This is a genomic window from Pseudomonas sp. NBRC 111139, assembly GCF_001753955.1.
Taxonomy (GTDB): domain Bacteria; phylum Pseudomonadota; class Gammaproteobacteria; order Pseudomonadales; family Pseudomonadaceae; genus Aquipseudomonas; species Aquipseudomonas alloputida.
The window spans coordinates 1-13228 of the sequence record NZ_BCBP01000067.1; the positions used below are offsets into that span (position 1 = coordinate 1).

Consider the following 13228-nt stretch of genomic DNA (forward strand, 5'->3'; position numbering starts at 1 on the left):
CCGACGGCACCATCGGGCGCATCTCGGTGCTCAAGGACTGGCGTGGCCTGAAGGTGGGCGATGCGTTGGTCAATGCGGTCATCGTCGAAGCGCAGAACCGCGACCTGAAACAGCAGATGCTCAGCGCCCAGGTACACGCCACGCCGTTCTATGAGCGGCTGGGCTTTCGCGTAGTCAGCGAGGAATTCCTCGAAGCTGGCATCCCGCATGTCGACATGGTGCGCGACTCGCGCGCCTGATCCATCACCTGTGCCGGCCGCTTCGCGGGTAAACCCGCTCCTACAAGCACCACGCGTCCCTGTAGGAGCGGGTTTACCCGCGAAGAGGCCGGCTCAGGCGATATACATCCCCGCTGACAAAAAACCTGTACATCCATCCAGATAAAACTTGCCTCTGCGCCCCCGCTTGCGCATCCTATGGCCCACCACCCCGATGAAGCGTCCCGGCCATGCGCCTGTTCCTCTGTGAAAAACCCTCCCAGGCAAAAGACATTGCCAAAGTGCTCGGCGCCAACCGCAAAGGCGACGGCTGCTGGCAAGGCACCGATATCTGCGTCACCTGGTGCATTGGCCACCTGCTGGAAACCGCCCCGCCCGACAGCTATGACGAACGTTACAAGCGCTGGAACCTGGCCGACCTGCCGATCATTCCAGACAAGTGGAAGATGCTGGTAAAGCCCAAGACCGCCAGCCAGTTCAAGGCAGTCAAACGCCTGCTCGGTGAAGCGCGGGAGCTGGTGATTGCCACCGACGCCGACCGCGAAGGCGAAATGATTGCCCGCGAGCTGGTCGAGCACTGCCGCTACCGAGGCCCGGTGCAACGCCTGTGGCTGTCGGCGCTGGATGACGCCTCCATCCGCAAGGCCCTGGCGCGCCTGCTGCCAGGCCACGAGACGTTCAACCTGTACCACTCGGCGCTGGGCCGCTCGCGCGCCGACTGGCTGATCGGCATGAACATGAGCCGGCTGTTCACCTTGCTTGGCCGCCAATCCGGCTACCAGGGTGTGCTGCCGGTAGGCCGCGTGCAAACGCCGACCTTGCGCCTGGTGGTCGACCGCGACCGCAGCATCGCCAACTTCGTACCGGTGCCGTTCTGGGCCATCGACGTCCAGCTGGAACAGGCCGGCCAACGCTTCAATGCCCAATGGCGTGCCCCCGAAGACGCCTGTGATGACCAAGGCCGCTGCCTGAAGCAAGACCTGGCACAGCGGGCCGCCACCGACATCGGCCATGCCGGCACTGCCCGAGCGGTAAAGGTAGCGACCGAGCGTGTGCGCGAAGCAGCACCGCTGCCCTTCGACCTTGGCACCCTGCAGGAGCTGTGCTCGAAAAAGTTCGGCCTCGGCGCCCAGGAAACCCTCGACATTGCCCAGGCACTGTACGAAACACACAAGCTGATCACCTACCCGCGCAGTGATTGCGGCTATTTGCCACAAAGCCAGCACGCCGAGGCACCCGCCATCCTCGCCGCCCTGCAACGGGCCGATGCCAGCCTGGCACCGCTGCAGCCCTACCTGGAGCCGCAACGCCGCTCGCGGGCGTGGAACGACGCCAAAGTCAGCGCTCACCATGGCATCATCCCCACGGCCGCCGCCAGCGACCCCTCGCGCCTGCCGGCCAAGCACAAGGCCGTGTATACCCTGATCCGCGCCCGCTATCTGGCGCAGTTCCTGCCCAACCATGAGTACGACCGCACCCAGGCCGACTTCGACTGCGCCGGTCATGCGCTGCGTGCTGTGGGCAAGCAGATCGTCGAGCCGGGCTGGCGCCGCGCCTTGCCCGAGGCGCTCACCCCGGCCAAAGGCCGCGAGGCACCACCGGCCCAGGTGCTGCCGGCGCTTCGCGAAGGCCTGGACTGCAACGTACACGGCCTGCAACTGAAAGACCTGTGGACCCAGCCACCCAAACCGTTTACCGAAGGCGACCTGATCAAGGCGATGAAAAACGTGGCCAAGCTGGTGGATGACCCTCGGCTGAAGCAGAAACTCAAGGAAACCACCGGCATCGGCACCGAGGCCACCCGCGCCAGCATTATCCAGGGTCTGCTCGACCGCGGTTACCTGGTAAAGAACGGCAAGGCGCTGTCGGCCACACCTGCGGCCTTCAGCCTGATCGACGCCGTTCCCCGCGCCATTGCCGATCCCGGCACCACGGCGATCTGGGAGCAGGCGCTGGACATGGTGCAAAGCGGCGAGATGACCCTGGACGAGTTCGTTGCCCGGCAGTCGGCGTGGATGGGCAAGCTGGTCGAGCGTTGCAGCGGCATGCGCATGACCATCAGCGGGCCAGCGGCCGGAGCGGCCCCGCCCTGGAAGAAGAAACGTCGCGGTGGAGGTGGCAAAAGCAAAGCGGCCGGAAACAAGGCAACTCCGAGCAAGCCACGCCAGGCGCGGAAAAAGCGAGCCCCCCTGTAGGAGCGGGTTCACCCGCGAAGAGGCCAGCCCAGGCAACACATTAACCACAGGCAAACCACAAACCCCGACCAACACATTGGCAACGTGAAATTTAACTGCTAACTTTTCATGAAAATAAACATAATAATTTTCACGGAAATCCCGCATGTTCAAACAATCCGCCCAGCACGTCGCCAGTTACTACGCCCAGACCTACCCCGCCAACATCCCATTACGCCCTACCCTGCAAGGCACTCAGGACACCGATGTGCTGATCATCGGCGCCGGTTTCAGCGGCCTGCACACTGCCCTGCGCCTGACCCAGGCCGGCAAACGCGTAACGCTGCTGGAAGCCAGCCGGGTTGCCTGGGCGGCCTCCGGACGCAACGGTGGCCAGGCGCTGCTGGGCTGGTCGTGCGACATGCCGCCGCTGGAGCAGGCCCTTGGCATTGAACGCACCCAACGGCTATGGGCCAGCATGTGCTGGGCCGCCGACGAGATGCGCGAACTGCCCCAGCGCCACGGCTTCGACATCGACTACCGGCAGGGCAGCCTGTGGACTGCGGTATTGCCGCGCCGGGTAAAAATGCTCGAAGAGGCCCTGCATGATGCCGAGCATAAATGGGGTTACGACGCCCTGCGCCTGATCGGCCGTGACGAGTTGCCGCAATGGATCGACAGCCCGCGCTACCAGGCCGCGCTGTACGACGCCAAAGGTGCCCACCTCAACCCGCTGAAACTGGCACAGGGCCTGGCCAGTACCATCGAGGCTGCCGGCGGGCAAATCTACGAACAGAGCCAGGTGCTCAGCTACCAGCAGGCTCGCGACGGCTATGTCGCCCGTACCGACCGTGGCGAAGTTCGCTGCCAGGTATTGGTGCTGGCCTGCAACGCCTACATCGACCGCCTTGACCGCAGCCTGTCGCGTCGCCTGTTGCCAGTCGGTTCCTACCAGGTCGCCACTGCGCCTCTGGATGCCGACTTGGCCCATTCGTTACTACCTCGCAACAGTTGCGTGATCGACAACCAGTTCGTACCCGACTACTTCCGCCTCACCCCAGACCACCGCCTGCTGTTCGGCGGTGGCTGCACCTACCTGGGCGGCATTCCCAAGGACGTCGCCAGCGCCACCCGCCCGTACCTGGAGCGGGTATTCCCGCAACTGGCCGGGGTGGCCATCGACTATGCCTGGGGTGGCCATATTGATTGCAGCATGCAACGCACCCCGGACGTCGGCCGCGAGGGCCAGCGCTACTGGCTGCAGGGCTTCTCCGGTCATGGTGTACTGCCGACCCTGGCGGCGGCGCGGGCGGTGAGTGATGCCATTCTCGGCGATGAAGACCTGTTGGCGCTGTACCAAGGCATCGACAACGGCCGCTTCCCCGGTGGCGACCTGCTGGCTGCGCCATTGGAAGCGGCGGCAAAGGCCTGGTACCGCATGCGCGACCGCGTCTGAAGGGCATCAGTATTGCCTGTGCGGGCCTCTTCGCGGGTGAACCCGCTCCTACACTGTGAGGTCCCTTTCACCCGCGAAGAGGCCCGCACAGGCACCACAACTTCCTGATACCCGCCAAAAACCCTCCTATTCTCAATAGCTCCCTTCGCTTCCTGCACCCAGGAGACACGACCATGAGCTATGTAACCACGAAGGACGGCGTACAGATTTTCTACAAGGACTGGGGCCCGCGCGATGCACCGGTGATCCACTTCCACCACGGCTGGCCGCTCAGTGCCGATGACTGGGACGCGCAGATGCTGTTCTTCCTCGCCCAGGGTTACCGCGTGGTCGCCCACGACCGGCGGGGCCATGGCCGCTCCAGCCAGGTATGGGACGGCCACGACATGGACCACTATGCCGACGACGTAGCCGCCGTGGTCGCCCACCTGGGCACCCAGGGCGCCGTGCATGTCGGCCACTCGACCGGCGGCGGCGAAGTGGTGCGCTACATGGCCCGGCACCCTGAAGACAAGGTGGCCAAGGCCGTGCTGATCGCGGCCGTCCCCCCCTTGATGGTACAAACCCCCGGCAACCCCGGTGGCCTGCCCAAGTCGGTATTCGACGGTTTCCAGGCCCAGGTTGCCAGCAACCGGGCGCAGTTCTACCGGGATGTGCCAACAGGGCCGTTCTACGGCTACAACCGCCCAGGGGTCGAAGCCAGCGAAGGCATCATCGGCAACTGGTGGCGCCAAGGCATGATCGGCAGTGCAAAGGCCCATTACGATGGCATCGTGGCGTTTTCCCAGACCGATTTCACCGAGGACCTGAAGGGCATCCAGCAGCCGGTGCTGGTGATGCACGGCGACGATGACCAGATCGTGCCATACGAAAATTCCGGGGTACTGTCGGCCAGGCTGCTGCCCAATGGCACGCTGAAAACCTACAAAGGCTACCCGCATGGCATGCCCACCACCCATGCCGATGTGATCAATGCGGATTTGCTGGCGTTTATCCGTAGTTGATGTTTTCGCCAGTACCGGCCCTTTCGCGGGTAAACCCGCTCCTACGGGATTACGCGGGCTTGCCCGCGAAAGGGCCGGCACTGGCAACACACCTTCCCCAGGATTACCATGTGTCCCTTCTAGTGCAGCACTTTGCCGCCTCCTTGCCTCCCCGCCTGCCAAAAACCCATGCCCTTCGAACTCACCGTAGAACCCCTAACCCTACTCATCCTGGCGCTGGTCGCTTTCGTCGCCGGTTTCATCGACGCCATCGCCGGTGGCGGGGGCCTGCTCACCACCCCGGCCCTGCTCACTGCCGGCATGCCACCGCACCTGGTACTGGGCACCAACAAGCTCAGTTCCACCTTCGGCTCGGCCACTGCAGGTTTCACTTACTACAAACGCAAACTGTTCCACCCGGCGCAGTGGCGCCCGGCGTTGTTCGCCACCTTGACCGGGGCGTTGCTCGGCGCCGTCATCGCCCATTACATGCCAGCCGAATGGCTGAACAAGATGCTGCCAGTGATCGTCTTCGCCTGTGGCATCTACCTGTTGTTCGGCGGCACGCCCAAGGCGCCGCTGGATGCCGATGCACCGATCAAGAAAAAGTGGCAAGTGCCGCAAGGCTTCACCCTGGGCTTCTACGACGGCGTAGCCGGCCCGGGTACCGGGGCGTTCTGGACGGTCAGTACCCTGCTGCTGTACCCCATCGACCTGGTACGCGCCAGCGGCGTGGCGCGCAGCATGAACTTCGTCAGCAACATCGCGGCGCTGACGGTGTTCATCATTTCCGGGCAGGTGGACTACATCGTCGGCCTGTGCATGGGCCTGTCGGTCATGGTCGGCGCCTTTTTCGGCGCACGCACGGCGATCAGCGGCGGCAGCAAGTTCATCCGCCCAGTGTTCATCACCGTGGTGCTGGCGTTGACCGTGCGCCTAGCGTGGCAACACTGGTTCGGGCAGGCCTGAACCTTTGTACCCGATCATGAGGCCCATCAGCCGTACTATCATTTATGCCAGTTGAGGGGGGGCGCAAGGAATTGTAAATATATGACGCCTCTCATCAACGGAAATATCTAAATGCAAAGCAAGGTTATTTCCTTCCAATATACCTGCTATGGAGCCTCAGCTAAGCCAGGGAATATTTACGTACTGGGTTTCACGGGAGCACCTCGCGACCTATGGACAGGCTGCTACCTACTGGGAAACGGCAAGCGTACTTATAACCCGAATTTGATGAGGTTCCTCTCTCCCGACAGCCTAAGCCCTTTTAGCAAAGGAGGCATAAACGCCTACGCCTATTGCTCTGCCGACCCAATAAACAGGCTAGATCATTCAGGCCAGAATTGGATCAAGAAACTGTTCAGTCGCCCCGAACCTGCTTATACGATGACAGAGATAATAGCCGCTCACGACCATCCAGAACTGCAAAAGTACTCGGGGTGGCGTTTCAGCAGCAAGGCAACTGGCTGGGATGTTAAAATGGCGAAAAAGCTACCAAAACGACTGGCAGAAAAGGCTCAGCTTGAGCGCGACATACCAGAAGCAGCACAACTTCGATCGCATAACCTCCTCCCAAAGCTGGTAAAGCGATTACAGTATGTCACCGCTAAGATCGAAGCCACTGGCAGCAGGCTTTCAGAACTACAGTCTGGATTGACCCCGCACGAATTAGCTGCTGCTCTTTCACAAAATCAAGGTCTTCCACCACCGCCGTATTCCGAAACTAGCCCAGATAGCTTAGGTCTCCCCAACCCTTTTTGGCCAACAATTAATATCAGAGGTGCCGCAGGGGGTTCCCCCCAAGCGACAGCAAATTTCCCGCGCATATACCAGTTATCAGAATAACGATTTCCTGAATACCTATCGACCTGGTACGCGCCAACGACGTGGCGCGTAGCATGAACTTTGTCAGCAACATTTCGGCGCTGACGGTGTTCATCATTTCCGGGCAGGTGGACTACATCGTCGGCCTGTGCAAGGGCCTGTCGGTGAGGGTCGGAGAACACTTCTCACTGCAGCTAGGACGGGAAAGCAGGGATATCAAGGCCCAGGCGCCGCGCAACATACAGGTCGATCAGGTACCGGGCGATGGACCGCCCGGCCGGCAGCGGCGGCAGGTCGTGGACGCTGAACCACTTGGCGTCCTCGATCTCGTCCGGCTGCATGACAATCTCGCCCCCCGCATACTCGGCATGGAAACCCAGCATCATCGAATGCGGGAACGGCCAGCACTGGCTGCCGACGTACTGGATGTTCCGCACCTCCACCGCCACTTCTTCGCGCACTTCGCGCACCAGGCAGTCTTCGGCCGATTCACCCGGCTCGGCAAAACCTGCCAAGGTGCTGTACACCCCGGTAACGAAGCGTGGCGAACGCGCCAGCAGGATTTCATCACCGCGGGTCACCAGCACGATCATGCTGGGTGAAATGCGCGGATAGCTGCGCAGGTCGCAGGGCTGGCAGTACATCGCCCGCTCCCAGCGAATTTGCGTCATCGCCTGGCCGCAACTGCCGCAGAAGCGATGCTCGCGCGCCCAGGTACCGATTTGTGCGGCATAGCCCAGCACCTTGTAGGTGTCGAAGTCGCCTTCGAGCATAAACGCACGCAGGCCGCGCCAGCTGCAGCCAGGCACATCAGTGGCGCTGCGCAGTTCCAGCAGGAACACCGGCTGGCCGTCAAAGTGACCGATGCCGTGCTCGCACAGCACGTCGAGGTCCTGGCGCTTGAGCCAGTCGCGGGGGAACAGCGCGCCGTTGGCGTCCACCAGAAACCCTTCAGGGCTGCGGGCCACGGCCAGCCCCCCGGTCATCTGTGGGTCGAGTACTGCAGTAGTCCAGCGTGCTGACATGTCGGGGGTTCCTTTACTGCGCGTCCCCCGGCCCGATCAGTCGGCGAACGTCGGTTTCTGTTTGCTCATGTGCGCCGCCACAGCCACGCGCAGGTCTTCGGACTGCAGCATTGCGGCGTTCCAGGTGGCAATGTAGTCCAGGCCATCGTCGATGCGATGGTCACGCATGTAGCTGAGCATTTCCTTGGTGCCGGCCACAGCGATCGGCGATTTTGCGGCAATCTCGCGGGCGATGGCAAAGACGCCGTCCATCAGTGCGGCCTGATCATCATAGACTCGGTTGACCAGGCCGATGCGCAGCGCCTCGTCGGCCTCGACATTGCGCCCGGTAAACGCCAGCTCCCGCATGATGCCGTCGCCAATGATGCGTGGCAAACGTTGCAATGTGCCAACATCGGCCGCCATACCCATGTCGATTTCCTTGATCGAGAACTGCGCGTCACTGCTGCAGTAGCGCATGTCGCACGCCGAGATGAGGTCGATGGCGCCGCCGATGCAGTAGCCTTGCACGGCCGCCAGTACGGGTTTGCGGCACGTGTCCACAGCGGTGAACGAGGCCTGCAACCGCTGGATGGTCTTGCGCAGGAAGCGTGCATTGCGGCCCACGTCCTTGCCCATCTGCCCGGCCAGCGAGGCCAGCATCATCAGGTCGATACCGGCGGAAAAATGCTTGCCAGCGCCGCTGATCACCACCGCGCGCACGGCATCGGTGTCATCGATCCACTGGAAGATGTCGACGATTTCCTCCCAGAAGGCCGCATTCATCGCGTTGACCTTCTCTGGGCGATTGATCTGAACATGGGCGACGCTGTCGGTCAGTTCGACCTTGAATGCACTGTACTCGGTCACGGGCGGCACTCCTGAGGGTGAAAGGTTCATGGCCCGGATGTTAACTCATGCCGATGACCGTACTTGTGCCAAAAACGGGACTGTATGCCTTGCCTAAGGCGCAATGATCCGGCACCGTGCGCCATCGCTGAATCATAAGGATACATATTCATGTCGCGCTCCCTGACCGGCGCCCTCGCTCACGGTTTCCTGGGCCAGTCGCCGCTTTGGTACAAAGCGGTCATCTGCCTGTTCCTGGTGCTCAATCCGCTTCTGCTGGCAACCATTGGCCCGGCTGCAGCCGGGTGGGCGCTGGTAATCGAGTTCATCTTCACCCTGGGCATGGCGCTGAAGTGCTACCCGCTGATGCCCGGCGGATTGTTGCTGATCGAAGCCCTGCTGTTGCAGATGACCACGCCGCAGGCACTGTACGAAGAACTGCAGCACAACTTCCCGGTAATCCTGCTGCTGATGTTCATGGTCGCCGGTATCCATTTCATGAAGGAACTGCTGCTGTTCCTGTTCTCGCGCATTCTGCTGGGTGTGCGCTCGAAAGCCATGCTGTCGCTACTGTTCTGCGTACTGTCGGCATTCCTTTCGGCGTTTCTCGATGCGCTGACGGTGACGGCCGTGATCATCAGCGCCGCGGTCGGCTTTTATGCGGTCTACCATCGCGTGGCGTCCGGCGCCAACCCGCGTGAAGACAGCGCACTGGACAGCGACCAGCAAGTGGCGCAGTTACACCGTGACGACCTGAACCAGTTCCGCGCGTTCCTGCGCAGCTTGCTGATGCACGGCGCAGTGGGTACCGCCCTGGGTGGCGTGTGCACGCTGGTGGGCGAGCCGCAGAACCTGCTGATCGGCCACGAGATGGGCTGGCACTTCGCTGACTTCTTCCTCAAGGTGGCGCCCGTGTCGATACCGGTGCTGGGTGCCGGCCTGCTGACCTGCGTGTTGCTGGAGAAGCTGCGCCTGTTCGGCTACGGCACGCTGATGCCTGAGACAGTGCGCCAGGTACTGGCTGCCTATGCCGCCGAGGACGATGCCGCACGTACCCAGGCCCAGCGCATCGCGCTGTGGGTACAAGGGCTTGCTGCCCTGATCCTGATCATCTGCCTGGGGCTGCATGTGGCCGAGGTCGGCCTGATCGGCCTGATGGTGATCGTACTGATCACGGCCTTCACCGGCATCACCGACGAGCACCGCCTGGGCCGTGCCTTCCAGGACGCCATGCCATTCACTTCGCTGTTGGTGGTGTTCTTTGCCGTGGTCGCGGTGATTCATCAGCAACAATTGTTCAGCCCATTGATCAGCTGGGTGCTGACGCTGCCGGCCGAACAGCAACCGGGCATGCTGTATCTGGCCAACGGTTTGCTGTCGGCGATCAGCGACAATGTGTTCGTTGCCACCATCTACATCACCGAAGTGAAGCAGGCATTTCTCAACGGCAGCATGAGCCGCGAGCATTTCGAAACACTGGCGGTGGCGATCAACACCGGCACCAACCTGCCAAGCGTGGCGACGCCGAACGGGCAGGCGGCGTTCCTGTTCCTGCTGACCTCGGCCATTGCGCCGCTGATCCGGCTGTCGTATGGGCGGATGGTGTGGATGGCGCTGCCCTATACCGTGGTGATGGGCGGGTTGGGATGGTGGGCGGTGACGTACTGGCTGTGAGGCAGGCCTGTGCGGACCTGTGCGGGCCCTTTCGCGGGTAAACCCGCTCCTGCACGGGTTTACCCGCAGGCAATATCGCCTACAACTTTTTCCCCGCACAGGCGTCGAAACACAGGTACGCCCCATCCGCTCCAAGGAGGTCACCCATGGCGCTGCGCACTACACTGCTGCTTTCCTGCATGACCCTGGCCCTGCTCGGCTGCGCCGGCAACGATCACCCGGCACCGCCGCGCACCCAGCAGGTCGACTTGCAACGCTACCAGGGCACTTGGTATGAACTGGCGCGACTGCCGATGTTCTTCCAGCGTAACTGCGTGAAGTCCGAGGCGCGCTATGGCTTGCGCGAGGACGGCCGTATCGATGTAACCAACCGCTGCCAGGAAAAGGACGGCCAGTGGAATGAAGCCAAGGGCATCGCCGAGGCTCAGCAACCGGGCAGTACCGACAAGCTGTGGGTGCGCTTCGACAACTGGTTCAGCCGCCTGGCACCGGGCCTGACCAAGGGCGAGTACTGGGTGCTGTACCACGACAAGGACTACCGCGTGGCACTGGTCGGCCACCCCAACCGCGAGTACCTGTGGCTGCTTTCGCGCACGCCAGCGGTCACCGACCAGCAGCGCGAGCAACTGCTGACAATCGCCCGAGAGCAAGGGTATGACACCAGCAAGCTCATCTGGCGACAGGATAACTAGCGGGCCGTCGACGGCGGGTGGCAATCCGGCTAAGGTGTGCGCCCCGTATCACCTTGGCCGCTTCTGGCCTGAAACAGGAGCCTGAGCATGGACCTGCTGTTCCTCGGCACCTCCGCCGGGGTGCCCACCAAGGCACGCAATGTCAGCGCCACAGCCGTGATTGAAGCCAGTGGCAGCCACTGGTATCTGGTCGATTGCGGCGAAGGCACCCAGCACCGCCTGCTGCACACCCCGCTTTCGATCCGCGACCTGCGCGCGATCTTCATCACCCACGTGCATGGTGACCATTGCTTCGGCCTGCCCGGCCTGCTGGCCAGCGCGGGCATGAGCGGGCGCACGCAGCCGCTGGAAGTGATCTTGCCCGCTGCGCTGCACGATTGGGTACGCCAGGGCCTGGTTGCCAGCGACACCTTCCTGCCGTTCGAGCTGCGCCTGTTGCCCTTGGAAGAGCTGATCGCATGGCGCAGCGAGACCCTGCAGGTGACCACCGTGCAACTGTCGCACCGGGTGCCCAGCGTGGGTTTCGTATTCACCGAAATCAACCCTGAGCCACGCCTGGACATCCAGCGCCTGGACGCCGAGGGCATACCGCGTGGTCCGCTGTGGGGCGAGCTGGCCAAGGGGTTGACCGTGACGTTCAATGGGCAACTGCTGAACGGCAACGACTACCTGCGCCCTTCGCGTCCGCCCCAGCGGGTGATCGTGTGCGGGGACAACGACAAACCAGAGCTGCTGGCAGCCGTCGCCAGGGGTGCGGATGTACTGGTGCACGAAGCCACCTTCACCCAGGCGGTGGTCGAACGCACCGGGGGCACGTTCGGCCACAGCACCGCCGCTGAGGTGGCACGCTTTGCCGAGGCCGCTGGCGTACGCAACCTGGTACTGACGCATTTCAGCGCCCGCTACCAGAACGACCCACGGCGCAGCCCGCACATCGACACCGTGCGCGACGAGGCCCTCGCCCATTACAGCGGGCAGTTGACCCTGGCGCAGGACCTGCAGCGCTATCACCTTGGCCGTAACGGCCGTCTTGAGGCCAGTGCCTAGGCCGCCAGGCGCCCGCTGGCAATTGCCTCCGACGCTGCCAGCATCGCCCGCAACAACACCGCGCAGCCCGCCGCCAGGTCATCGGGCGTGGCGTTCTCGATCTCGTTATGGCTGATGCCGTTTTCGCACGGCACGAAAATCATCCCCGCCGGCCCCAGCTCGGCCAGGAAGATCGCGTCATGCCCCGCGCCACTGACGATGTCCATGTGCGGCAGGCCCAACGCCTTGGCCGACTCGCGTACGGCGTCGACACAGCCTTTGTCGAAGTAAAGTGCCGGGAAGTCTGCCGTGGGCACCAGCTCATGGCTCAGGCCATGCTTGGCACAGGTCGCCTCGATCACCCCGCGCACATCGGCAATCATCGCATTCAACTGCTCGCCCTCCAGGTGGCGGAAGTCGAGGGTCATGCGCACTTCGCCCGGGATCACGTTACGCGAGCCCGGGTACGCCTGAAGGCAACCCACCGTGCCACAAGCGTGGGGCTGGTGGGCAAGCGCCGTGCGGTTGACCGCCTCTACCACAGCGGCTGCCCCCACCAGGGCGTCCTTGCGCAGGTGCATCGGCGTAGGGCCGGCATGGGCTTCAACACCGCGCAGGGTCAGGTCGAACCACTTCTGGCCCAGCGCGCCGAGGACCACGCCGATGGTCTTGGCCTGGTCCTCAAGGATAGGACCCTGCTCGATATGCGCTTCGAAATACGCCCCCACCGGGTGCCCCGACACGGCACGCGGACCGGCGTAGCCAATGGTGTTCAACGCTTCGCCAACGCTGACACCCTGGGCATCGCGCTTGGCCAGGGTGTCTTCCAGGGTGAACTTGCCGGCGAACACCCCTGAACCCATCATGCACGGCGCAAAACGCGAGCCTTCTTCGTTGGTCCACACCACCACTTCGAGCGGCGCGTCGGTTTCCACGCCCAGGTCGTTGAGGGTACGGATCACCTCCAGCCCGGCCATCACCCCGAAGCAGCCATCGAACTTGCCGCCGGTGGGCTGGGTGTCGATATGGCTACCGGTCATCACCGGCGGCAGCTTGGGGTTACGGCCCGGACGGCGGGCGAATATGTTGCCGACAGCGTCGATGCTGACCGAGCAACCGGCCGCCTCGCACCACTGCACGAACAGATCGCGGGCCTGGCGGTCGAGGTCGGTCAAGGCCAGGCGGCAGACACCGCCCTTGGCAGTGGCGCCGAGCCGGGCCAGGTCCATCAGCGACTGCCACAGGCGGGTGCTGTCGACGTGACGGGCGTTGGTCTTCAGGATCTCTTTGACGGGGGTCACGGGCTTCTCCTTCAGGCTTCTTAT

Annotated in this window: 12 protein-coding genes and 1 pseudogene; 10 read left to right on the plus strand and 3 right to left on the minus strand. The window is 62.9% G+C overall.

Annotated features, from left to right (window positions below):
- From BJQ17_RS23885 to BJQ17_RS32640, 7 genes and pseudogenes are all read left to right on the plus strand, one after another.
- A partial coding sequence (locus BJQ17_RS23885; protein ID WP_139139813.1) for a GNAT family N-acetyltransferase occupies positions 1 to 239 on the plus strand: 239 nt, incomplete at its 5' end.
- Between the two features lie 209 nt (positions 240 to 448).
- Complete coding sequence (locus BJQ17_RS23890; protein WP_070096752.1) at positions 449 to 2413, plus strand: DNA topoisomerase III; 1965 nt, start codon at positions 449 to 451, stop codon at positions 2411 to 2413.
- A gap of 145 nt (positions 2414 to 2558) precedes the next feature.
- Entirely contained in the window at positions 2559 to 3848 is a 1290-nt protein-coding gene (locus BJQ17_RS23895; RefSeq protein WP_070096753.1) for an FAD-binding oxidoreductase, read from the plus strand.
- Between the two features lie 173 nt (positions 3849 to 4021).
- A complete protein-coding gene (locus BJQ17_RS23900) occupies positions 4022 to 4852 on the plus strand; it encodes an alpha/beta fold hydrolase (RefSeq protein WP_003251242.1) in 831 nt (276 codons plus the stop codon).
- A 168-nt stretch (positions 4853 to 5020) separates the two neighbouring features.
- On the plus strand, positions 5021 to 5800 hold the full coding sequence (locus BJQ17_RS23905) for a TSUP family transporter (RefSeq protein WP_003251244.1): 780 nt from the start codon (positions 5021 to 5023) through the stop codon (positions 5798 to 5800).
- 111 nt (positions 5801 to 5911) lie between these two features.
- Positions 5912 to 6679 (plus strand): RHS repeat-associated core domain-containing protein, encoded by a 768-nt coding sequence (locus BJQ17_RS30430; RefSeq protein ID WP_003251246.1) that lies wholly within the window; start codon positions 5912 to 5914, stop codon positions 6677 to 6679.
- A gap of 14 nt (positions 6680 to 6693) precedes the next feature.
- Positions 6694 to 6843, plus strand: a pseudogene (locus BJQ17_RS32640) (hypothetical protein); the annotation flags it as partial.
- A 9-nt stretch (positions 6844 to 6852) separates the two neighbouring features.
- On the opposite strand, the gene nudC reads toward BJQ17_RS32640, so the two are convergent.
- On the minus strand, positions 6853 to 7683 hold the full coding sequence (gene nudC / locus BJQ17_RS23910) for an NAD(+) diphosphatase (protein ID WP_003251250.1): 831 nt from the start codon (positions 7681 to 7683) through the stop codon (positions 6853 to 6855).
- Positions 7684 to 7719: 36 nt separating this feature from the next.
- Entirely contained in the window at positions 7720 to 8532 is an 813-nt protein-coding gene (locus BJQ17_RS23915) for a crotonase/enoyl-CoA hydratase family protein (RefSeq protein ID WP_054888875.1), read from the minus strand.
- 150 nt (positions 8533 to 8682) lie between these two features.
- Here BJQ17_RS23915 and nhaB point away from each other — a divergent pair, with 150 nt between their 5' ends.
- The 3 genes from nhaB (at position 8683) to BJQ17_RS23930 (ending at position 11924) form a co-directional block, all read left to right on the plus strand.
- Positions 8683 to 10185: a sodium/proton antiporter NhaB gene (gene nhaB / locus BJQ17_RS23920; protein ID WP_003251254.1), complete on the plus strand. Its 1503-nt coding sequence runs from the start codon at positions 8683 to 8685 to the stop codon at positions 10183 to 10185.
- Positions 10186 to 10331: 146 nt separating this feature from the next.
- Entirely contained in the window at positions 10332 to 10877 is a 546-nt protein-coding gene (locus BJQ17_RS23925) for a lipocalin family protein (RefSeq protein ID WP_003251256.1), read from the plus strand.
- An 87-nt stretch (positions 10878 to 10964) separates the two neighbouring features.
- Positions 10965 to 11924 (plus strand): ribonuclease Z, encoded by a 960-nt coding sequence (locus tag BJQ17_RS23930; RefSeq protein ID WP_070096754.1) that lies wholly within the window; start codon positions 10965 to 10967, stop codon positions 11922 to 11924.
- On the opposite strand, the gene BJQ17_RS23935 is transcribed toward BJQ17_RS23930, so the two are convergent.
- A complete protein-coding gene (locus BJQ17_RS23935; RefSeq protein WP_060546239.1) occupies positions 11921 to 13204 on the minus strand; it encodes a Zn-dependent hydrolase in 1284 nt (427 codons plus the stop codon). The genes BJQ17_RS23930 and BJQ17_RS23935 overlap by 4 nt on opposite strands.
- Between the last annotated feature and the right edge of the window lie 24 nt (positions 13205 to 13228).